Consider the following 22,426-nt stretch of genomic DNA (forward strand, 5'->3'; position numbering starts at 1 on the left):
GGCGGCATCAAATTGGCGCGGATTGAGGTAGGTTACACACTGAAAACGCATATAGTTCAACGCCAAAACGCGCTCTGCCGCGGTGGGCAGAGCGCTTATGGCACTCGCAAAAGACTTGGAGCACTCGTTACGCGATAAAGTCACTCATTACGCGAACATGTCGGCTTGGGGATGCACGACGGAACATGACCTTTGTACCTTTTGCGCTCATATTTAGATATTCGTATGATTGCCTAGGGGTATTTACCCATCGCCCAAAGCGGGGCAATTTTCGACCCAAACAGTCAGGAAATGACGTCCACGCATATCCCGTGCTGCGCCGCCAGCGCCACCTCTTTTTCCGAGGTCACGGAATGAGAAATGAACTCGCTTCCCGTACAATGGGGCAGCCCCAGCGCAGCGATCAGCGGCGCGTCATACTGGCCGGACAGCAAGATGATGCCTTCACGAGCCAGATGATCTCGCGCCCCCCTGCCCTTGTCAGAGCGGATACGGCGCATGAAGTCCTGCTGCTGCGCGACTGCCGCGACCACATCACGCGAGATGGGGACGTCCTGCACCTCGCGAAACAGCGTGGTCATTCGCAGATTGCCCGAACGTCCCGCAAAGATCCGGCCGATCGCCTCACCCGGAACCGTCCGCCAGAAATTTGGCGGATAGTTCTGCCCCCGCAGCAACCATAGAATATTCGCGAACTCCGCCGCCGACACGCTTTTCTTCGCGTCGCGGTTCTGACCAAGTGTCAGGTAGTCGGGACGCGCAACGATCAGGCCCAGATAGCACATCGCCCGCGCCTCATCCGCGGCGACGAGGATGCAGGGATGCCCCAACGCTTCGGTCGGGATCATCCAGTTCGACCCCATCGTGTGCTTGATATCGACATCATGGCCCAGAATGACCGTGTCCAGCTTGCCCTTTGACAGGCCAAGCATGGCACGCAGCTCAATCTCGACCCGCGTGCCGATATAGGTCTTCTCGGTCTTTTCCAGCTCGTCATAGGACCGCCGCCCGGTCTTGGGCGTCATGATCACGTCGTCGATGCATTGCCTCAGCATCGCGGGAAAGGATGCCTCCAGCGCCTGGGAGCCGCCTGCCCGTGCCAGTATCTCTGTCGCGAGAGACGACAGGAGGGCGTGATCGGGGTGGCCGGTCACCACAATGCTGTCCGGAAGGGTCTTTTTCAATGCAATGCCCCTTCAGTGAAACGGGGAAGGCCGTGCAGGCTTAGCCGCGCACCGTCCGCAGGACGCGCTTGCGCAACGTGCGGGCGATCTGGGCGGAAACGGCCTGCGCCACGGGCGGCGGGAAGGCATTGCCAACCTGTCGGTACGCATTGGTCTTTGCGCCGGTGAAATGCCAGTCATCCGGGAAACCCTGAATGCGCGCCACCATCGGCACGGTCAGCCGGGGCATGCCGTTGTGAAAGGGGTCCGGCGCCTCGGGCGCAATCGTCCTCCCCTCCACCCCCAGCGTGGCCCAGGCTGCGCGTGCCCGCGTCGGCCCCAGGTCCGGCCCGCCATGCTTTTTGGAGCCTCCCACGATGGTCGGTGCAATTTCGTCGGCCTTCGCGGCCCAATCCTCTGCGCCGCGCCAGCCCCGCGCCGCCATAAGGTCGCGCAGCGTCTCGCCCACTGTCGGCGGATTATGCGGGTTGGGTTCGGGCCAGTCGAAGAAATCCGCCCGCGCCTTCTCGACCGCAACGATCACGACCCGTGGCCGCAACTGGGGCACCCCGTAGTCGGACGCGTTCAGCAAACGCCAATCCGTCCGGTAGCCCAGCTTGTCCAGCTGCGTCTTCAGCTTTTCGCGATAGTCGTGAAAGACCGCATCCAGAAATCCGCGCACATTCTCGATCATCACGGCCCGTGGTCTGGCCGCATCCACGATGTCTATGGCGTCGTTGAACAGGTTGCGCTCGTCCTTCTCGCCCAGCTGCTTGCCCGCGACAGAGAATGGTGGGCAGGGCAGACCGCCGGCCAGAAGATCAATGCCCTTATGATCGGCGGCGCTCTCCTTGAAGATCCGGATATCTTCTTCAAGAACGTTCCATTCCGGCCGGTTGTGGCGCAGCGTATTGCAGCAATGCTTGTCGATCTCGACCAAAGCTTTGTGAGCGAAACCGGCTTTCTCCAGCCCAAGCGCCTGCCCGCCCGCACCGGCGCATAGTTCCACAGATGTCAGCATGTTGCAGGCCCTTTTTTCACACATACAACCCGTTGTGTCGGCGCAAATCAACCACCCACGGGACGTCACGCTCATGTTCTTAGTTCGTTCTTAACCGGACAGGACCATGCGCGCAAGTTTGTCTGGCCGGGCTGGCCCCTAAGAACAGAAAAGGCCGCCCGAAGGCGGCCCTGTCAGAAATGCCGGTGGGTGACCGGCTATATTGGAGCGGGCGAGGCGATTCGAACGCCCGACCCTAACCTTGGCAAGGTTATGCTCTACCCCTGAGCTACGCCCGCCTCCTATATAGTCCAACTGGAGCGGGCGAGGCGATTCGAACGCCCGACCCTAACCTTGGCAAGGTTATGCTCTACCCCTGAGCTACGCCCGCAATCAGTTGGGTGTGAGGCATGTAAAACCAAGCCGACCGGGCTGCAAGGGGAAAAATGCACAAGATGCGAGTTTTCGCGTCCTTGCCCTCCGGTTCCCCGCGCCGACCTGCCGTTCACCTGTCCACATCACATCGCCAGACATACCCGCTGGCGTGCAAGGGGGGCGTCCCCTCGCATCCCGGACCGGGCCAGAACGGCGCAGAAGCCTCCCGCCTGCCACCCGGTCATGCCAGCATCAGGATTTGGCCGCGCGGCGGCGCTTTGCGCGGATCAGGTTCAGCGCCTCGACCCCGCCCGCAAAAACCATCGCGGCATAGATGAAGCCTCGTTCGACGTGGAAGCCGAAACCGTCGGCAATCAGCGCCATGCCAACCATCACGAGAAATGCCAGCGCCAGCATCTTGGTCGAGGGATGCGCCTCGACAAACCTGGAAATCGGTTCCGCCGCGACCATCATCACCAGAATGGCAATCACCACCGCCGCGATCATGACCTCCAGATGATCGGCAATCCCGACAGCCGTGATCACGGAATCAAGAGAGAACACGACGTCGAGGATCATGATCTGCACCAATACGGACGCAAAGCTTGCCGCGACCACGTTCGCCTCATGCTCCACACCCTCGACCTCGTCGAAAATCTCGGTCGCGGCTTTCCAGATCAGGAACAAGCCACCCACCAGCAGAATGATGTCGCGCCAGCTGAACGGATGCCCGAAGACCGAGAAGAACGGGTCCTTGAGCGAGACAATCCACGCGATCGAGAACAGCAACGCCACCCGGAGGATCAGCGCGCCGGACAGCCCGATCATCCGCGCGGAGCGTCGTTGTTCCTGCGGCAGCTTCGCGGCCGCAATCGAGATGAAGATGACGTTGTCGACCCCCAGCACGATTTCCAGAATGGTCAGCGTCAGGAAAGAGGCCCAGACCGCCGGATCGTTAAGCAGTTCCAACATTGGAAATCCTCAGAAAAGAGCGTGAAAGATATTGGCCAGCGCCATGAACGCCAGCATGGCGATTGTCAGGTACATCCCCCAGACGCGCGCCTTGAAGACCTGCGGGGTCACGCTGAACCCGTAGGCATGCACCACGCGTCCGGCCAGCAGCATCAGGCCAAAGACATGCACAAGCCAGACCGGCATGCCCTGCAACTCGGCCAGTGCCAGCAGGATGATCCCCAGCGGGGCATATTCGGCGCAGTTGGCCTGCGCCCGCATACGCTGCATTACAAGCGCATCGCCGCCATCCCCGACAGAGATTTTCTGGCTGCGTCGGCTGCCGACCACGCGGAAGCTGAGCCAGAGGAACAGAAGGGTAATCAACCCGGCGTAAAGCGGTGTTGCGGTCAACATGGGTAGCCTCTCATTTCAGATGTATCGGAAGGCGGCGCGTGGCGCGGACCCAGATTGCAGATGATCCGGGGCTGGGCAAACACGCGAAACGTTTTGCCGCGACTTGGGTCGAAGAACATGCAGCCCCTCACAGAAAACAGGCCACGCGATTGCATGGCCTGTTCACATTAGCAGCGGCGCACGCGCCCTGAAAGCGGCGTTTATTCGAGCTCGACCAACAGGTCCTTCGCGTCAATCTGGGCGCCGGGCTGGACATGCACGGCCTTGACCACCGCATCACGTTCGGCGTGGATGCCGGTTTCCATTTTCATGGCCTCGATTGTCAGCAGCAGATCGCCCTGTTTGACCGGGCGGCCGGGTTGCGCAGCGATAGAGGCGACAACACCGGGCATCGGGGCGCCGACATGATTGGCATTGCCCAGCTCCGCCTTGGGGCGCGCAGCGGTGGTCGCCTTGGCCTTGCGGTCGGGCACGCGGATCACGCGTGGCTGGCCGTTCAGTTCGAAGAAGACTTTCACCTCGCCATTCTCGTCCGTCTCGCCCAGGGCTTGCAGGCGGATCTCCATGGTCTTGCCGGGGTCGATCTCGGCCGAGATCTCGTCGCCCGGCTCCATCCCGTAGAAGAAGTTCAGCGTCGGCAGCGACCGGACCGGCCCATAGGTCTTGTGCCGCCCCATGTAGTCGAGGAAGACCTTGGGATACATCAGATAGCCGTTGAGATCCTCGTCATCGATCTCCATCCCGTCGAGCATATCGGACAGCTCCTTGCGGGTGGCCTCCAGATCCACGGGGGGCAGATGCTTGCCGGGACGTTCGGTGTTGGGCTTTTCGTCCTTGAGGATCTTTTTCAGGATGCCTTCCGGAAAGCCGCCCGGAGGCTGGCCCAGGTTGCCGCGCATCATGTCGATCACCGAATCCGGGAAGGCCACGTCGGTCTTGGGGTCCTCGACCTCGGCACGGGTCAGGTTCTGGCTGACCATCATCAGCGCCATGTCGCCCACCACCTTGGACGAGGGCGTGACCTTGACGATATCGCCGAACATCTGGTTCACATCGGCATAGGTCTGGGCGACCTCGTGCCAGCGTTCCTCCAGCCCCAGACTGCGGGCCTGCGCCTTGAGGTTGGTGAACTGGCCGCCCGGCATCTCGTGCAGGTAGACCTCGGATGCGGGTGCCTGAAGGCCGGATTCGAACGCCGCGTATTTGCCGCGCACCGCCTCCCAGTAGTTGGAAATTTCGCGCACCGCGCCGATGTCCAGCCCGGTGTCCCGGTCGGTCCAGCGCAGCGCCTCGACGATAGAGCCAAGCGTCGGCTGGCTGGTATTGCCCGACAGCGCATCCATCGCAGCATCCACGGCGTCCACGCCCGCCTGCGCCGCCGCCATCACCGTGGCAATCGCAGCGCCGCTGGTGTCATGCGTGTGGAAATGTATGGGCAGCCCCACCTCTTCCTTCAGCGCCGTGATCAGGGGCCCGGCCGCGGCGGGTTTCAGAAGGCCCGCCATGTCCTTCAGCCCCAGCACATGCGCGCCAGCCGCCTTCAGATCCTTGCCCATGGCGACATAGTATTTCAGGTCGTATTTCGCGCGGTCGGGGTCGTTGATATCCCCGGTGTAGCAGATCGTGCCTTCGCAGACCTTGCCGCTGTCGATCACCGCATCCATCGCGACGCGCATATTCTCGACCCAGTTGAGGCTGTCGAAGACGCGGAACACATCCACGCCCGTCGCGGCCGCCTGCTTGACGAAGCTCTGCACCACGTTGTCGGGGTAGTTGGTATAGCCCACCCCGTTGGAGGCCCGCAGCAGCATCTGCGTCATCAGGTTGGGCATGCGCGCCCGCAGATCGCGCAGGCGCTGCCAGGGACATTCCTGCAAGAAGCGATAGGCGACGTCAAAGGTCGCGCCCCCCCAGCATTCGACGCTGAAAAGCTGCGGCAGGTTGGCGGCATAGGCAGGGGCCACGCCGATCATGTCAACGCTGCGCATCCGCGTGGCCAGCAGCGACTGGTGTCCGTCGCGCATCGTCGTGTCAGTGATCAGCACCTGTTTCTGCGCCGCCATCCAGTCCGCCACGGCTTGCGGGCCTTTTTCTTCCAGAAGATTGCGGGTGCCGGGCACAGGTTCCGCACGCAATTCAGGCGCACGGGCTGGCTTCAGATCAGAGGCGGGCAATACACGGCCTGCGGTTTCGGGATGCCCGTTCACGCTGATATCGGCGAGGTAGGTCAGCACCTTGGTGCCCCGGTCGCGGCGCTGTTTGAAATCGAACAGGCCGGGCGTCTCGTCGATGAACTTCGTCGTGTACTGGTTGTTGAGGAAGGTCGGATGCTTCAGCAGGTTCTCAACAAAGGAGATATTCGTGCTGACGCCCCGGATACGGAATTCGCGCAGGGCACGGTCCATCCGTGCGATTGCCTTTTCCGGCGTCGGCGCCCAGGCGGTGACCTTGACCAGCAGACTGTCGTAGTAACGCGTGATCACGCCGCCCGCATAGGCCGTGCCCCCGTCCAGACGGATGCCCATGCCGGTGGCCGAGCGATAGGCGGTGATACGGCCATAATCGGGGATGAAGTTGTTCTGCGGATCCTCGGTGGTGATCCGGGTCTGCAAAGCGTGGCCGTTCAGACGGATGTCATACTGGCTGGCCTTGCCCGTGGCTTCGGCCAGCGATTTGCCCTCGGCGATCAGGATCTGAGCCTGAACGATGTCGATGCCGGTGACCTCTTCGGTGACGGTATGTTCGACCTGCACGCGGGGGTTCACCTCGATGAAGTAGAACTTGCCCGTGTCCATATCCATCAGGAATTCGACCGTGCCCGCACATTCATAATTCACATGGGCACAGATCTTGCGGCCAAGCTCGCAGATCTCTTCGCGCTGCGCCTCGGACAGGTAGGGCGCAGGGGCGCGCTCCACGACCTTCTGGTTGCGCCGCTGGACCGAACAGTCGCGCTCATAAAGGTGGTAGATATTGCCGTGGCTGTCGCCCAGGATCTGCACCTCTACGTGGCGGGCGCGGGTGATCATCTTCTCCAGATAGCCCTCGCCATTGCCAAAGGCGGCTTCGGCCTCGCGGCGGCCTTCCAGCACCTTTTCCTTCAGCTCTTCCGGGCCGTTGATGGGACGCATGCCGCGCCCGCCCCCGCCCCAGCTGGCCTTGAGCATCAACGGATAGCCAACCTCTTCGGCCTCTTTGGCAATGGCGTCGAAATCGTCGCCCAGAACCTCGGTCGCCGGGATGACAGGCACGCCCGCCTCGACCGCAACCTTCCGGGCGCTGGCCTTGTCGCCAAGCGCGCGCATTGTTGCAGCCTTGGGCCCGATGAAGGTGATGCCGTTGGCCGCGCAGGCGTCAACGAAATCGGGGTTTTCAGACAGCAGACCATAGCCGGGATGGATGGCATCGGCGCCGCTTTCCTTGGCAACGCGGATGATCTCTTCGATGCTGAGATAGGCCGCAACCGGCCCCATCCCCTCGCCGATCCGATAGGCTTCGTCCGCCTTGAACCGATGCAGACCCAGCTTGTCCTCCTCGGCATAGACGGCGACCGTCTTCTTGCCCATCTCGTTCGCCGCCCGCATGATGCGAATGGCAATCTCGCCACGGTTGGCTATCAGGATCTTGTTGAAATCGGTCATTCTGGTTCTGTCCCGTCGTTGAGGTCCCGTCGATGTGTCGCCCTGACGGGCCACACGGGGCGGCATTGTGCCGCGTTAGAAGTGATCTTTTGCACCTGCAGCATAAGAGTCAAGCACGCCTCGGCCACAGGCAGTCCGGAAGGTCCGAGAGTTTGCGCGCCCCGATCTGCACCATATTCGCCGCCAGATCGCGCGAAAGCATGTCGACAAGATGGGGCGGCCCCGCATCGCCCAGTGCCGCAAGGGCAAAATGCCATGCCCGGCCCAGCATCACGAAATCCGCTCCCAGAGCCAGGGCGCGCAGCATGTCCAGACCGCCCTCGATCCCGCTGTCGAAAATCAGGGGCAGCTTGGTTGCTGCACGAATTTCAGGCAGAACCTCGATACTCGCGGGGGCGGCATCGAACTGACGCCCGGCATGGTTGGAAACCCACAGCGCATCAACGCCGGCCGCCTCCAGCGGTGCCGCGTCGCTGGCCCGCATCACACCCTTGACCACGAAGGGCCCGTCCCATTCGTCGCGCAGCCATTGCAGGTAATCCCAGCCCGGCGCAGTGCGCAGAAGGTAGCCCGCATGCTCGGTGCTGCTGAGACCGGTCACCTTGGCGGCGTAATCATCGATCAGCTTCATCCGCGGCATGCCGTGTTGCAATGTCCCCACGGCCCAGACAGGGCAGCGCGCGACTTGCGCCAGTATCCGCGGTGTCAGCCGCGGCGGAGAGGTCAGGCCAGAGCGTTGCTGGCGCTCGCGACGGCTGGCCGCCGGGACATCCACCGTCAGCACCAAGGTCGAAAACCCGGCATCACGGGCACGTTTCAGCATATCCCTCCGGACGGCCTCATCTCGGGGCGGATACATCTGGAACCAGCCATTGCCCCCGACATGCGGCGCCAGATCTTCCGGCGTCCGGGTCGCGACCGTTGACAGCCCGTAGGGCAGCCCGGCCTTCGTCGCGGCACTTGCCAGCCTGCGCTCTGCATCGGGCCACATCAGCCCCGACATCCCCACAGGGCTGACCCCAAACGGCAACGGGTAGCTTTGGCCGAAAAGCGAGGTCGACAGGTCGGGTGTGAACTCCCCATGCAGGATCGAAGGCATGAACAGCACCTCGTCCAGCTTGGCGCGGTTGCGTGCCTTCGTGGCCTCCACCCCGGTCGCGCTGTCAAGATATTCCCAGGCGAAATGGGGGACACGCCGCCTTGCGCGGGTCTTCAGGTCGGAGATTGCCGGAAATCGGGCGTGAAGATCCATGGCGGGTATTTGCGACGGAACCGTAGCCTTGTCCAGCGGATCGCCGCAGGAATCTGACAAAAAATCTATTTTTTCGGCAAAACCATCTGCGAACATAGCGGGAACGAGCCTTCCCTTCCCGACCGACTCCGACTAGTTTGGCGCCATGAGCAGTTTCGACGAAATGGACGCCTTTGAGGGCGCATCGCTGTCGGCGCGCGCGATGGCCGCGCGGCCCGCACCCTATCTTGACGGGTTGAACCCGGCGCAACGCGCAGCGGTGGAGGCGCTGGACGGTCCTGTCCTGATGCTGGCTGGTGCCGGCACCGGCAAGACCAAGGCGCTGACCGCCCGGATCGTGCACCTGCTGAACACCGGGCGCGCCCGCCCGAACGAAATTCTGGCCGTGACCTTCACCAACAAGGCCGCGCGCGAGATGAAGAACCGCGTCGGCGGGATGCTGGGACAGACGGTGGAAGGGATGCCTTGGCTTGGCACGTTTCATTCGATCTGTGTGAAACTCTTGCGCCGCCATGCCGAGCTCGCCGGGTTGAAGTCCAACTTCACCATTTTGGACACAGACGACCAAATTCGCCTGATGAAACAGCTGATTCGGGCTGCGAATATTGACGACAAGCGCTGGCCCGCGCGGCAATTGGCGGGCATCATCGACGGCTGGAAAAACCGCGCGCTTACGCCATCGAAAGTGCCTGCCGCCGATGCGGGCGCCTACAACAACCGCGGGGTAGAGTTCTATGCCCAGTATCAAGCCCGCCTGAAAGAGCTGAACGCCGTCGATTTCGGTGACCTGCTGCTCCATATGGTGACGATATTTCAGGCCCATCCCGATGTGCTCGAAAAGTATCAGCGCTGGTTCAAATACATCCTCGTGGACGAGTATCAGGATACCAACGTCGCGCAGTACCTCTGGCTGCGGCTGCTGGCGGCATCGCACAAGAATATCTGCTGCGTGGGCGATGACGACCAGTCGATCTATGGCTGGCGCGGCGCCGAAGTGGGCAATATCCTGCGGTTCGAAAAGGATTTTCCCGGCGCGCATGTCGTCCGGCTGGAACAGAATTATCGCTCCACCCCGCATATCCTTGCCGCTGCCTCCGGTGTTATCGACGGCAACAAGGGACGGCTGGGCAAGACGCTCTGGACCGAGGCACAGGACGGCGAAAAGGTTCGCCTGATCGGGCATTGGGATGGCGAGGAAGAGGCGCGCTGGATCGGCGAAGAGATCGAGTCCATGCAAAAGGGCACGCGCGGGATGCGGCCGGTGTCGCTTGACGAAATGGCCATCCTTGTACGCGCCTCGCACCAGATGCGCGCCTTCGAGGACCGGTTCCTGACAATCGGCCTGCCCTACCGCGTTATCGGCGGCCCCCGCTTCTACGAGCGGCTGGAGATCCGCGATGCCATGGCCTATTTCCGCTGCGTGGTCAGCCCCGATGATGATCTGGCGTTTGAACGCATCGTCAACACACCCAAGCGCGGGCTGGGCGACAAGGCGCAACAGACCATCCAGACCACCGCACGCGCCAATGGTGTTTCGCTGATCGATGGTGCGGCACTGGCCGTGGAACAGGGGCTGATCAAGGGTAAAGGCGCCAAGGAGCTGGGCCGGCTGGTCGTAGACCTTGCGCGCTGGGGCCGTATGGCGGGCGATGATGACGTCACCCATATGGAACTGGCCGAGATCATCCTCGACGAATCCGGCTATACCGGCATGTGGCAGAACGACAAGACGCCAGAGGCACCGGGACGGCTGGAAAACCTCAAGGAACTCGTGAAGGCGCTGGAGAATTTCGAGAACCTGCAAGGCTTCCTCGAACATGTCAGCCTGATCATGGATAACGAGACAGACGATGGCGGCGCCAAAGTCAGCATCATGACGCTGCACGCGGCCAAGGGGCTGGAATTTCCCGCCGTTTTCCTGCCGGGATGGGAGGACGGGCTATTCCCCTCGCAACGCTCGATGGATGAAAGCGGCGTGAAAGGCCTCGAAGAGGAGCGCCGTCTCGCCTATGTCGGCATCACCCGGGCCGAGGAGATCTGCACCATTTCCTTTGCCGCGAATCGGCGGGTCTTTGGGCAATGGCAATCCGCCCTGCCCTCGCGTTTCATTGATGAGCTGCCCGAGGAACATGTAGAGGTTCTGACACCGCCGGGCCTTTACGGTGGCGGTTATGGTGCCGCCGGGATGGGTGGTTCTTCCGGGATCGAACAGCGTGCGGCGGATGCCAATGTCTACAACTCTCCCGGATGGCGCCGTCTGCAGGAACGGTCCGCACAGCGCCCCGTCAGCCAACCACGCGAGACCCGCAATACCGTGATCGACCTTGAGGCCGTGTCGCGTTTTGAAACCGGCGAGCGCGTGTTTCATCAGAAATTCGGCTATGGCAGCATCATCGGCATCGAAGGCGACAAGCTGGAAATCGCGTTCGAGAAGGCCGGAACCAAGAAAGTCGTGGCGAGCTATATCTCTGCGGCGGACGACATTCCCTTCTGATCTGACGGTGCTTTGCCCGGTGCCGAGTTTACCCTGCCTCTTAGGTGGCCGGGCAGATCGTGGCCTGCAACGCCAGCTTCGCATGTCCGGACACCCGCAGGTGATCCGCCCTGAATACTGCCTTGCGCAATAGTATCCGACTAAATTACTCAGGTTGACAAAGGTGACCAAATGAGTCACCTATCAGATGTCCAGCCACCCCATACGCATGAGGGGAAGCCCGACCACATTTTGTGGAGGTATCCCAATGCAGAAAACACGCGCCGTAAACCCTGATGAAACGACCCGGTATGCAGAGCCTTGCCCCTGCCGTTCTGAGCTTTGGAACCTGGCGGATGTCGGGCGGGCGACCGAATGGCTCAGCTTCGAATGGCTGCTCGATCATGTCGAAGGCCGAGCGAGGGCAGTAAGATGACAGCTCAGATCCCCGACAGATCCGTACTCAACGCCTCGCCAGCCCTGCCCCGCTATGACGCGACAGAGCTGACATGCGGCGGCGATTTGGCAGAGATCACCCTGGGCGACCAAGTCTACCGGCTTCGCATCACGAAGGCCGGCAAGCTGATCCTGACCAAATGACGGCCGCTCCCCAACATCGCGGCGGTGCGCCGGTCGGCTACCTTGACGAGCTTGGCGCCGTAGAGGCTGGCGCGGTGCTCTACCTGCGCCTGTGGTGCAACGGTGCAGAAGCGCAGCAGCAGGTTTGGAACGATTTTGCCGGAACACTGGGCACCCGGCACGGACGCTCTGCGTTGCAAAGCCTTGAGGACTTGTGCCAGCTATGCTCTCGCCATGGGCGTCGCCCGCTGATGCGCCACCATGTCAGCTGCAAATGTCTTGGCGCGGATGAGGCGTGTTTTGCCAATTTCGTCGCCGCAGCCAGCGAAGGCGCGCGCGAGGATGCGATGATGCTCGCGACGCTTCTGGTCAGGCCGGATATGGCGCCTTGTATCGTCGATCTTGCGCAATCGCTTGGCATTGCCCTTCGTCGCATGGCCGGGCAGGACGAGCCGCGGCTGACAGCCGGATACACCGGGACGCTGCACTGAAGGGTCGCGCCCCGGCGCCTTGATCTGCGCAGACAGATGCCAAGGGCCGTGGTGTCACCCCATGAACGTGTTCGGCGCCATGGTGTTGGACAGAAACACGAGCGCCTCGCGCAGGTCTGCACGGGTCACCGACCCACCAAGACCCACGCGGATCTTCTCTTCCGGTTTGCCCAGCACGGTGAAGGCATCCGACGGCGTCACGCCGATCGGACGCCGCGCCATGCGGGCAACCACCTCTGCACGGGTCACACCCGCAGGCAGTTCGAGCCAGATGTTGAAGGCATTGTCCGCCGCGCGAAACGTGAAACCGCGCAAGACCTCCGCCGCGATTGTCTGCCGCGCAGCACTCTCGGACCGGACGAAGCGGCGGATGCTGTCGGCGGTGCCATCCTCGATCCATTGTGTCATCAGCGCAGAGGACAAGGGCGACGGCATCACGGAAAGCGCCCGGATCGCATGCGACAGGTGGAAGGCACAGCGGGGCGTGGGCGCAATCGTATAGGCCAGCCGCAGTCCCGCGCCGATGCATTTCGCCAGCCCGCCAATATGCCATGTCAGCTCTGGCGCGGACAGCGCGATGGGCGCGGGCGAACGGGTGGGGATGAATCCATAGGCGTCATCCTCGATCAGGGTCAGCTCGTGGCGCAACAAAACGGCGGCGATCTCTTCACGTCGCGAAGCCGGGATGGTCAGCGTGGTGGGGTTCTGCAAGGTCGGGTTGAGGTAAAGCGCCTTCGGACCATGCGCCACGATAGCGGCCTCCAGCGCGTCGGGCAGCACGCCGCCTGCATCCATTTCCACGCCGACCAGCTTTACCCCGAAACGCCCCGCGACGTTGCGAATGCCCGGATAGGTGACCGCCTCGCACAGCACGACATCGCCGGGGCGCGTGATGATCGACAGGATCGCGGCCATCGTTGCATGGGCACCGGGCGTCACTGCCACGCGTTCAAGCGAAGGCACCATCCCGCGCATCGACAGCCAGCTTGACGCCGCTGCCTTGTCGCGATCCGATCCGGTCGTCGACTGGTAGCGCAAGAGGTCGATCAGGTTCGCCGAAACATAGCCCAGCCCCTCTTGCATCCGGCGGCGCAGCGCGGGATCCGTGGGTTCCGGCGGCATGTTCATCGACAGGTCTTCTTCGCCGGCGCGCGCCATGTCCGGCGCATTGGACACCACGCTGCCCCGGATGAACGTGCCACGCCCGACATGGCTTTCGACATGTCCGCGCGCGCGCGCCTCGGTATAGGCCCGCGATACGGTGGTGAAATCGATCCCCAAACGCTCGGCCAGCTTGCGCTGCGGCGGCAGACGGGTGCCGTCCGTCAAATGACCTTCGCGAATATCGCGGGCAATCGCATCCGCAATCGCCAGATAGCGCGGCTTGCCGTTTTCAAGGGCTGTGGGGATCCAGTGCATCGGCGTCCTTTTCATCTTGCGTAACACCTGCCTAGCGCATCCTGGTCACGGATTGAAGCAGATTGTATGCATCACTAGCTGCCTTGGTGCAAAGGCGCGATTCTCCGGATTTCAGCCGAAAATTGTAGGTAGAATGACTGTATTTGCGCAAATTATTGGCACAATCACCTCCAGACGACCCTTTTCGAACGATTACATTGTATGGAAATTGCACTGCCGATTGATTCGTACAATCCGGCTACCGCATCTCTTGATCCATCGAAGACGCAACACAGGAACAGGAGCGCGAGATGCCCGAAGTCACCAAGGAAATGCACAAGGACGGCGATTTCTTCGTCAATTACGAAGAGAAGGTCTTTGAGGACGTGAAGGCCGATGAAGGAGAGAAGGCGCTTGTCACCTTCCACACCGTGGCCTTCGAAGGCTCCATCGGGCTGGTTAATATCCTCAACGCCATCCGGCTCAACCGCAAGGGCTATGAGACCTCCATCCTGCTTTACGGCCCCGGCGTCACGCTCGGCATCCAGCGCGGTTTTCCAACGCTGGGCGACGAGGCGTTCCCCGGCCACCAGAACTTTGCGGTGAACCTCAAGAAGTTCATGTCCGAAGGCGGAACCGTCTATGCCTGCCGCTTTGCGCTTCAGGCGCTTTACGGGCATGGCGAACCTTCTCTGCTGCCCGGCATCATTCCGATTGCGCCGCAGGACGTGCTCGATTGCATCCTGCTGCACAAGAAGGCGAACGCGGTGATCCTCGACACCTGGACAGTGTGATCCGCTGATCGCCCGGGACGGGCCGGTCCCCCCTCCCCACCGGCCCGTCCTGCCCGCCTCCTATTGTGAAAGGCCCCTTTCATGAGAACCGACACCATCCGTGCCGCCGCAGTTCAGATCGCCCCCGACCTGACGGGGCGCGCCGGAACGATCGAACGCGTGCTCAACGCCATTGCCGAGGCGGCCGACAAAGGCGCGCAGTTCATCGTCTTTCCCGAGACATTCGTTCCCTACTACCCTTATTTCAGCTTTGTCCTGCCGCCGGTGCAGCAGGGCGCGCCGCATCTTGAACTGATGCGCGAGGCGGTGGTTGTGCCGTCGCCTGAGACGCAGGCCGTGGCCGATGCAGCCCGCAAACGCGGTGTCGTCGTCGTGCTGGGGGTGAACGAGCGCGACCATGGGTCCCTTTACAACACCCAGCTGATCTTTGATGCCGATGGAACCCTGGCGCTGAAGCGGCGCAAGATCACGCCCACCTATCACGAACGTATGGTCTGGGGACAGGGCGATGGCGCTGGTCTGAAGGTTGTCGATACCGCTGTCGGTCGTGTCGGGGCGCTGGCCTGTTGGGAACATTACAACCCGCTCGCCCGCTATGCGCTGATGACCCAGCACGAGGAAATCCACGCAGGCCACTTCCCGGGCAGCCTCGTCGGGCCGATTTTCGGCGAACAGATAGAGGTCACGATGCGCCACCACGCGCTGGAGGCCGGCTGTTTTGTCGTGAACGCCACCGGCTGGCTGACCGAAGACCAGATCACCACGCTCCATCCCGACCCGAAACTGCAAAAGGCGATGCGCGACGGCTGCATGACCTGCATCATCAGCCCCGAAGGCCGCCATCTGACTGATCCGATCACCGAAGGCGAAGGCATCGCCATTGCCGATCTCGACATGCGGCTGATCGCAAAGCGCAAGCGCATGATGGACAGCGTCGGCCATTATGCCCGGCCCGAATTGCTCAGCCTGAACCACGATACCCGCCCCGCCGTGACCCGCCATACGCAGGACGCCGTGGCGACGGATGATCCAGAGGAGGCCCCGGAAAATGCCTGACACCGCAACCCTCATCAACGATCTGCAAACCCACGGGATGCGTCTGGTCGACCCCCGTGCCGGACAGGACAGCCGCCGTGGCGGCGCCGGGCCGTCGGACCACAAGGCCGTCACGATCGGCGACCGCACGGTGATGATCCCCGTCCATACCGCGCCGTCCTTTGACAGCCCCTTCCTTGTGGAGGCCCCCGATGCCACCGGCGCCTCCCGCGTGCTGCGCGACGGGGATGAGGTGGCACAGGTCCGGTTTCCGACCCGCGCGAAGTTCTACCAGCTGAAGACGGCCGACGGCATCCCCTACAGCCATATCGCAACGCTGCATTCGAAGGATGTGCTTGCCACCACGGTGCTGCAAACCTGCATCCGCTATGAAAGCCGCAAGAAGACTTGCCAGTTCTGCTCCATCGGGCAGAGCCTCGCCGCGGGTCGCACCATCGCCCACAAGTCGCCCGCACAGCTGGCAGAGGTGGCAAAGGCCGCGGTGGAGCTGGACGGGGTGACGCATATGGTCCTGACAACCGGCACGCCGCCGGGAAAAGACCGCGGCGCAAAGGTGTTGTGCGAAAGCGCGGCAGCGATCAAGGCCGCTGTCGACCTGCCCCTGCAAGGCCAGTGTGAACCGCCCGAAGATGACAACTGGCATCAGCGGATGTTCGACGCCGGCATCGACACGCTGGGAATGCATCTCGAAACAGTCACTCCGGAAGTCCGCGCCCGGGTCATGCCGGGAAAGGCCACCGTCCCGCTGGAGAAATACTTCTCCAGCTTTGCGGCGGCGGTGAAGGTGTTTGGACGCGGACAGGTGTCGACCTATATTCTGGCCGGGTTGGGCGACACGCCCGAAGCCATTCTGGAAATGGGTGAAAAGCTTTGTGCCATGGGGGTTTACCCGTTCGTGGTGCCGTTTGTGCCGATTTCGGGAACGCCGCTTGAAAGCCATCCCGCCCCCGCGCCGGAATTCATGGCGTCAATCCTGCGGCCACTTGGCGCGATGATCGCCCGCGCCGGGATTGAATCCTCCAAGATGAAGGCAGGCTGCGGCAAATGCGGTGCCTGTTCGGCCCTGGCGACCTATGAAAAGCTCAACATCCTGGGGAGGGCCACGGCATGATCGAGCTAGAGCCGCGCCAGTTCCAGTCGCCGGGATATTACATCCGCGCCGCCTCCAAATCCTTCGAGGCGGCCGGGGCGGCCGACCTGCGCCACCGCGTCTTTGTGCAGGAACAAGGGATCTTTCCCGATCATGACCGCGACGATATCGATCTGATCGCGACGCATCTTGTCGCGCTGTCCACCTATGCCCACGAGGCCGACGAGGTGGTCGGCACTGTCCGCATCCACGAAGAGACGCCGGGCCTCTGGTGGGGATCGCGGCTGGCGGTGGATCTGGGGTTTCGGCAGGTCGGACGGTTGGGTGCAGAGCTTATCCGCCTTGCGGTCTGCACGGCGAATGCGCGCGGCTGCACGACCTTCCTTGCCCATGTCCAGATGCAGAACGTCACCCTGTTCAGGCGCCTGCGCTGGCAACCGCTGGAAGAGGTGCGCATCCATAACACCCCGCATTTGAAGATGCAGGCCGACCTGTCATATTATCCGCCCTGCGGTGATCCGGTGGCGGGTTGGTATCACCGCCCCCCGATACGCGAGCCGCGCCGATGAGTATCGAGGCGCTGGCAGAAACCCTGCGCGCGCATCCGTCCATCCAGTCGAAACTGGCTATCTCCGGCGCCACCGCCGCGTTGGGCTTGCTGGCATCCGGTCCCGGCACCCCGGGGGACGATGCTGCCCCCCTGCCGCGCGAAGGGGGCTACGATCTGTTGGCCGGCGAGGGGTTCATCCCCGCTTTTGTTCAGGATGATCCGTGGTTTGCCGGCTGGTGCGCGGTGATGGTGAACCTGTCGGATATTGCCGCAATGGGCGGGCATGCCGTGGCGCTGCTGGATCAGGTCTGGGCGCCCGATGCCGGGGCCGCAGCGCCGCTCCTTCAGGGATTGCGGGACGCATCACAAAGCTATGGCGTGCCGCTGGTCGGCGGCCATACCAACCTTTCCGCGCCGGAGCTTGGCATCGCGGCCTCCGTGTTTGGTCGGGCAACCCGGCTCATCACCAGCTTCGACGCCCGTCCCGGCGACACGCTCGTCGCGGCCATCGACCACCGCGGCACCTATCGAAATTACGACAATTTCTGCGCCGCTCTGGACGCACCCGCCGACAGGCTGCGCCGGGATCTCGCCCTCCTGCCAGAGCTTGCCGAAGCCGAGCTTGTGACGGCCGGCAAGGATATCAGCCAGGCCGGCTTGATCGGCACCGCCTTGATGCTGGCCGAATGTTCCGGCACCGGGATGGAGATTGATCTGGACGCCATCACGCCCCCGCCCGGCGTGCCGCAGGACCGATGGCTGCGCAGCTTTCCCAGCTACGGCTTCCTTCTCAGCGTCGACCGGCAATGGGTCAACGCCGTATGCGGGCGCTTCGCGGCGCGTGGCATCGACGCATCCACCATCGGCCGCGTGACCCAAGGCAGCGCGGTGACGATCTCGCAGTCTGGCGCCAGTGCCCTCTTCTGGGACCACGCCCACACCCCCTACATGAACCTCCGAGCGCAAGATGCCTGAAACCTTCTGGACCGTCCGCTGGCCCGATGGCCGCGAGGAACAACTCTACTCCCCCTCCACCGTCGTGGCCGAACTTTTCACCCCCGGAACAAGCTATCCGCTGTCCGATTTTCAAAGTCGCGCCCGTGTCGCGCTGGAACGCGCCTCTGACCGGGTTGCCCGGAAATACGGCTTTGCCTGCTCCTCCGCGATGGAGCAGCTCGACCGGATTGAGGCGCGCATCGCAGAGTTCGACATGGCCGCGGATGGCCCCGTCATCTGTCTGAAGATCACCTGATGAGGAACATACCCATGCAAGACACCCCTATCACCCACATCCCGGTCGTGATCATCGGCGGCGGTCAGGCCGGGCTCTCGACCGCGTGGTGCCTGAAACAGAAAGGCATCGACAGCATCGTCTTCGAGCGTAACGAGAAATTCCATTCCTGGCGCCGGAACCGGTGGGACAGTTTCTGCCTCGTGACGCCAAACTGGCAGTGTCGCCTTCCGGATTTCCACTACGACGGCGAATATGGCGGGTCCGATCCCGACGGCTTCATGCTCAAGGACGAGATCACCGACTATCTGGACGCATTCGCGGAAAAGACCCGGCCCAACCTGCGCGAAGGCGTCAACGTGACCCGTGTGACGCCGCAACAGCAAGGGTTCGTCGTCGAGACCTCTTGCGGGGTATGGAGCTGCGAACAGGTGGTGGTTGCCACGGGCGGGTATGACACCCCGATCGAGCCCGCCTATGCGCGCAACCTGTCGCCCGGGATTTTCCAGATGCATTCGGTTGACTACCGGCGTGTCGATCAGTTCCCCGAAGGCGGTGTGCTGATAGTGGGCACGGGCCAGTCCGGCGTGCAGCTGATGGAGGATTTCACCCGTGCGGGGCGTGACGTGCATCTTGCCGTCGGCCCTGCCCCGCGCAGCCCCCGCCGCTACCGGGGCCGCGATGCGACGGATTGGCTGTACGATGCGGGGCATTACGGTGTGACCATCGACCAGCATCCCGATCCGGTAAAGGCGATGACCCAGACCAATCACTACATGTCAGGGCGCGACGGCGGCAAGGAAATCGACCTGCGCCGTTTTCATGTCGAACAGGGTGTAGAGCTTTACGGCTCGCTCGCCGATATGGATGGCGGCCGGGTTTCCTTCCTCCCGGATCTGGCGAAGAACCTTGACGACGCGGACCGCTCCTATGTCGGCATCCGCACCCAGATTGATGCCTATATCGCGCACGAGGGCATTGACGCCCCCGAGGAACCACCCTTCGAAAAACTGTGGGAGCCAGAGGAAGAGCGCACGGAGATCGACCTTGAAGAGGCCGGTATCACCTCTGTCCTCTGGGCCATCGGGTTTCGCCCCGACTATTCGTGGATCAGGGCCGATGTCTTTGACGCGCGCGGCAAGCCGCAATTCCATCGCGGCGTCACCAGTCACCCCGGTTTGCATTTCATCGGGCTGGGCTGGCTGAATACCTGGGGCTCGGGCCGTTTCCTGGGGATCGAGGAAGACAGCCGCTATCTTGCCGATCAGATCGCGGGCCAACTGGCCAGGATCGCGGCATGAGCCGTCCTGTCCTACGTGCCATAGACACCGGACCTGCGCGGCAGGGCCACTTGACGCTGGGCATGGCGCAGCTGTCCCCCTTCGGCCTGTCCGAACAATGGCTGCTGCGCGATTGTGGCGATAGGCACTGGGGCCTGATCGCAGATGCAGCGGGCAGCAACATGGCGTTTCGCGACGCCTGCGGCACCCCCGTCTATGCAGCTTTCTGCGCAACGTCCGTCACGTGGCATGAGGCGCCGATGCTGGGCGCGCGGGCCACTGTCAATTCGACGCTTCACGATGTCGCGCCGCAGCGTATCGGGTCCCTTCACACGATCTCGGGCGCGCAAGGCAGCTATGCCACGGTCCGGATGATCAGCTGTTTCCTGAAACATGACAGTTCCGGCAGCAACACGCGGCTGTTGCGCTCTGGCCTGACGACGCTGAAGGATCTTCCGAAGGCGCCAGCTGCGCTGGATCACCTTCACCTGCGCGCCCGGATGCTTGCCCGTCTGGCACGCAAAGCCACGCCGGAGCAGCCGCATTTCCACTATCGCCCGGTGCCGGCGCTGGATTTCAACGCCGTTGGATTGCTGTATTTTCCCGTTTTCTCGAAGATCGCGGAGATGGCCGCGCCCCGCGACGACAGGCCGAAGCAACGAACTGTTGTCTATCTGGGCAATCTCAACCCGGGAGAAGGCACAAACGTCTCCCGCCACGGCGCACATTCCGTCATCCGCGCGGCCGACCGGCTGATCGGCCTTGTGGAAACGTCCTGACCGCGCCTGACGCCGACGCAAGGACGCATCGCGCCGGACACGCATAGGCCAAGGGCCTTCATGCGGGAAGCGCGGCGACCTTGGGCGCCCCGCAGCCTGTGCATGGGACCGCGCAGCGCCCGACATTCGGTGCATGCATGACCGGCGGCCTTGCAATGCCTGTCACATCCCAAGCGCTTGCTTGTACATCTCCAGGTTGCCAATATATTGTGCGCGACGATCTTTTTAAGAACATAAGTCATTGAAATCGTTACCCTCCCAATTTTTGGGCATTCGTCACCAGCAAAACAGTTGTGCAAACTGCTTCAATCGCCCAGGTTCGAGCGTTCAAATTTGCGGCTGCCTTCCTGGCAGTTACCATATTTTATTGCTTTGAACCAAGGGCTTGGCGTCCGGCCGACCTCACAATAGGCCCAAGAGCGCCTCTACCGTGATAGTCGCACCTATACCAACACCTGCGGCTTCTAATAAGCTTCTTACCTCGGCGCGATCCGGCATACGCCGCGATAGCGCTGATCGAGCAGCTAAAGCACCCGTGAGCAAGCCGGACGTGATGATGCCATCCTGAATGAAATCTCCCAGATTTTCATCTGCCAATTCATCAAGTGCCTTCTGGGTCTGGCGAGTAATTTCCTCGTTGCTGAAGCCCGAGTCCGTGACATTCTCCCCGAAGACGCCCCCCAGCAGCGCGGTGACCTCACTGGTCGCCAGAACGTCTGTGTCAGGATAGAGGGAAAAATGTTCGATAATGCTTGCAGGTGATTGTACGGCCTTGAGCTGCATTTCACACACCACTCCGCCGTCGATCAAAAATTCGATGTCAGCACCTGGATGGTTCGTTTCCTGAAAAAGCCGGGCTGTAATTTCGTCACCCTCAAAATTCTCCGCCCTCTCGACAAGCAACTCGTGGAAAATTCCCTTCACGTTTGAAACCACACCGCGTAGCTGCTCTGGACCCAATCCAGAAAGATATGCAGCCAGTTCGGCTTCATCGGCGTTGTTGAGGTCATTGGCCGAACGACGCAGCGCCTCTAAAACAAGCACTTGGTCCTCTGACCAGTCTGAACGCCGCCCAGCAAGCAGCTGCCCTACTGTGACGGCTATGGTAACGACAAGACTTCTCTTACGTGACATTTTTTTCTCTCCCCACAAGCCGCGACAGATTGCTGACCCGCCCCCGGAGTCGTACCCGGCGGTAGACCTTCATGTTAGCGAAGGCCCCAGAGGCCAAACCGGTCTCGACTTCTGCCAGCAATGGCAAAACGCCTATTTTCACGAATAAGTCGACCTCTCGTACGCTTGGCGCGCACCCGTCTGTCGCCTCTCCAATTGCCTTGGTTAAGGCCCCTATCGCTAAAACGATACGCTGCTCTGTTCCATTAAGAGCCGAAATGCGCCCTGAACCAAGGATCGCCTTTCGCGCTTTCACCGAACCCCAAATCCCAACGCCGACAGCGCCAGCACCAATCACTGCCGTGCCGGCAACGACTCCCCCTCCGACCAGACCACCTATCCAGTATAGCGTCGCAGTGGATTTCGCGACGCCAGCCAAGCCAGCAATTGCAGCGCCTGTGGAGGCGGTACCCAAAGCTCCTACCGCCCCTGTCACAGTGGTCACAAAGGCCGCCCCCAAAACAGCATTTGCAGTGGCACCCAGAGCAATCCTGGCCTTCTTATCCGAGGTTTGCAGGATGTCCGCAGCCATCGACGTCAAGTAAGAACGTAGATCCTCCAAGTGCTTTTCTTCAGCATTCATATCCGCATAACCAATATTCTTTGATACGATGAAGATACTGGACCAACTTTTTTTCGACCTGATTAAAAACAGCCGCAATCGGTATTTCGCAAACCAAGCCTCTAATATTCTGACGCAGATATGACTTCCGAATTAGGCTCACATGTCATG

The 22,426-nt window shown here is 61.9% G+C and carries 20 protein-coding genes and 2 tRNA genes; 11 read left to right on the forward strand and 11 right to left on the reverse strand.

The features are described from left to right. Nucleotides 1–284: 284 nt before the first annotated feature. The 8 genes from EDD52_RS01280 to EDD52_RS01315 all read right to left on the reverse strand — a co-directional run bounded on the left by EDD52_RS01280 (nt 285) and on the right by EDD52_RS01315 (nt 8,799). Nucleotides 285–1,184, reverse strand: a complete 900-nt coding sequence (locus EDD52_RS01280; protein WP_132241216.1) for a NaeI family type II restriction endonuclease — start codon at nt 1,182–1,184, stop codon at nt 285–287. A 40-nt stretch (nt 1,185–1,224) separates the two neighbouring features. Further along, a complete protein-coding gene (locus EDD52_RS01285) occupies nt 1,225–2,184 on the reverse strand; it encodes a DNA cytosine methyltransferase (RefSeq protein WP_132241217.1) in 960 nt (319 codons plus the stop codon). 203 nt (nt 2,185–2,387) lie between these two features. Beyond that, nucleotides 2,388–2,462, reverse strand: a tRNA-Gly gene (locus EDD52_RS01290). Nucleotides 2,463–2,479: 17 nt separating this feature from the next. After that, a tRNA-Gly gene (locus EDD52_RS01295) sits at nt 2,480–2,554 on the reverse strand. Between the two features lie 236 nt (nt 2,555–2,790). Beyond that, nucleotides 2,791–3,510 (reverse strand): TerC family protein, encoded by a 720-nt coding sequence (locus EDD52_RS01300; protein WP_132241218.1) that lies wholly within the window; start codon nt 3,508–3,510, stop codon nt 2,791–2,793. Between the two features lie 9 nt (nt 3,511–3,519). Next, nucleotides 3,520–3,906: an MAPEG family protein gene (locus EDD52_RS01305; RefSeq protein WP_132241219.1), complete on the reverse strand. Its 387-nt coding sequence runs from the start codon at nt 3,904–3,906 to the stop codon at nt 3,520–3,522. Between the two features lie 200 nt (nt 3,907–4,106). Beyond that, nucleotides 4,107–7,547: a pyruvate carboxylase gene (locus tag EDD52_RS01310; RefSeq protein WP_132241220.1), complete on the reverse strand. Its 3,441-nt coding sequence runs from the start codon at nt 7,545–7,547 to the stop codon at nt 4,107–4,109. A gap of 109 nt (nt 7,548–7,656) precedes the next feature. Continuing rightward, nucleotides 7,657–8,799, reverse strand: a complete 1,143-nt coding sequence (locus EDD52_RS01315) for an alpha-hydroxy acid oxidase (RefSeq protein WP_207905950.1) — start codon at nt 8,797–8,799, stop codon at nt 7,657–7,659. 145 nt (nt 8,800–8,944) lie between these two features. Between EDD52_RS01315 and EDD52_RS01320 the strand changes: the two genes are divergently transcribed. From EDD52_RS01320 to EDD52_RS01330, 3 genes are all read left to right on the forward strand, one after another. After that, complete coding sequence (locus EDD52_RS01320) at nt 8,945–11,293, forward strand: ATP-dependent helicase (protein ID WP_132241221.1); 2,349 nt, start codon at nt 8,945–8,947, stop codon at nt 11,291–11,293. Between the two features lie 411 nt (nt 11,294–11,704). Next, complete coding sequence (hemP, locus tag EDD52_RS01325; RefSeq protein WP_132241222.1) at nt 11,705–11,872, forward strand: hemin uptake protein HemP; 168 nt, start codon at nt 11,705–11,707, stop codon at nt 11,870–11,872. Beyond that, entirely contained in the window at nt 11,869–12,342 is a 474-nt protein-coding gene (locus EDD52_RS01330) for a hypothetical protein (RefSeq protein WP_132241223.1), read from the forward strand. Before hemP ends, EDD52_RS01330 begins: the two co-directional genes overlap by 4 nt. Nucleotides 12,343–12,396: 54 nt before the next feature. Here EDD52_RS01330 and EDD52_RS01335 read toward each other — a convergent pair whose 3' ends face one another. Next, nucleotides 12,397–13,761 (reverse strand): aminotransferase-like domain-containing protein, encoded by a 1,365-nt coding sequence (locus EDD52_RS01335; RefSeq protein ID WP_132241224.1) that lies wholly within the window; start codon nt 13,759–13,761, stop codon nt 12,397–12,399. 290 nt (nt 13,762–14,051) lie between these two features. Here EDD52_RS01335 and EDD52_RS01340 point away from each other — a divergent pair, with 290 nt between their 5' ends. The 8 genes from EDD52_RS01340 (at nt 14,052) to EDD52_RS01375 (ending at nt 20,520) form a co-directional block, all read left to right on the forward strand. Next, complete coding sequence (locus EDD52_RS01340; RefSeq protein WP_132241225.1) at nt 14,052–14,534, forward strand: MSMEG_0572/Sll0783 family nitrogen starvation response protein; 483 nt, start codon at nt 14,052–14,054, stop codon at nt 14,532–14,534. Nucleotides 14,535–14,615: 81 nt separating this feature from the next. Next, nucleotides 14,616–15,590 carry a Nit6803 family nitrilase gene (locus EDD52_RS01345; RefSeq protein WP_132241226.1) on the forward strand — a complete coding sequence of 325 codons (975 nt, stop codon included), beginning with the start codon at nt 14,616–14,618 and terminating at the stop codon, nt 15,588–15,590. Beyond that, nucleotides 15,583–16,701 carry an MSMEG_0568 family radical SAM protein gene (locus tag EDD52_RS01350; protein ID WP_132241227.1) on the forward strand — a complete coding sequence of 373 codons (1,119 nt, stop codon included), beginning with the start codon at nt 15,583–15,585 and terminating at the stop codon, nt 16,699–16,701. Before EDD52_RS01345 ends, EDD52_RS01350 begins: the two co-directional genes overlap by 8 nt. Beyond that, nucleotides 16,698–17,249 carry an MSMEG_0567/Sll0786 family nitrogen starvation N-acetyltransferase gene (locus EDD52_RS01355; protein ID WP_132241228.1) on the forward strand — a complete coding sequence of 184 codons (552 nt, stop codon included), beginning with the start codon at nt 16,698–16,700 and terminating at the stop codon, nt 17,247–17,249. The genes EDD52_RS01350 and EDD52_RS01355 overlap by 4 nt, the downstream gene beginning before the upstream one ends. Next, complete coding sequence (locus tag EDD52_RS01360; protein ID WP_132241229.1) at nt 17,246–18,205, forward strand: sll0787 family AIR synthase-like protein; 960 nt, start codon at nt 17,246–17,248, stop codon at nt 18,203–18,205. Before EDD52_RS01355 ends, EDD52_RS01360 begins: the two co-directional genes overlap by 4 nt. Then, on the forward strand, nt 18,198–18,482 hold the full coding sequence (locus tag EDD52_RS01365) for an MSMEG_0570 family nitrogen starvation response protein (RefSeq protein ID WP_132241230.1): 285 nt from the start codon (nt 18,198–18,200) through the stop codon (nt 18,480–18,482). The genes EDD52_RS01360 and EDD52_RS01365 overlap by 8 nt, the downstream gene beginning before the upstream one ends. Before the next feature lie 14 nt (nt 18,483–18,496). Then, a complete protein-coding gene (locus tag EDD52_RS01370) occupies nt 18,497–19,762 on the forward strand; it encodes an MSMEG_0569 family flavin-dependent oxidoreductase (RefSeq protein WP_132241231.1) in 1,266 nt (421 codons plus the stop codon). Continuing rightward, nucleotides 19,759–20,520, forward strand: a complete 762-nt coding sequence (locus tag EDD52_RS01375; protein ID WP_132241232.1) for a Pnap_2097 family protein — start codon at nt 19,759–19,761, stop codon at nt 20,518–20,520. The genes EDD52_RS01370 and EDD52_RS01375 overlap by 4 nt, the downstream gene beginning before the upstream one ends. A gap of 402 nt (nt 20,521–20,922) precedes the next feature. Here EDD52_RS01375 and EDD52_RS01380 read toward each other — a convergent pair whose 3' ends face one another. Together EDD52_RS01380 and EDD52_RS01385 are read right to left on the reverse strand one after the other, a co-directional pair. Then, complete coding sequence (locus EDD52_RS01380) at nt 20,923–21,654, reverse strand: hypothetical protein (RefSeq protein WP_132241233.1); 732 nt, start codon at nt 21,652–21,654, stop codon at nt 20,923–20,925. Further along, nucleotides 21,644–22,354: a hypothetical protein gene (locus EDD52_RS01385; RefSeq protein WP_132241234.1), complete on the reverse strand. Its 711-nt coding sequence runs from the start codon at nt 22,352–22,354 to the stop codon at nt 21,644–21,646. The genes EDD52_RS01380 and EDD52_RS01385 overlap by 11 nt, the downstream gene beginning before the upstream one ends. Between the last annotated feature and the right edge of the window lie 72 nt (nt 22,355–22,426).

It is taken from the genome of Primorskyibacter sedentarius (assembly GCF_004342065.1).
Lineage (GTDB): Bacteria > Pseudomonadota > Alphaproteobacteria > Rhodobacterales > Rhodobacteraceae > Primorskyibacter > Primorskyibacter sedentarius.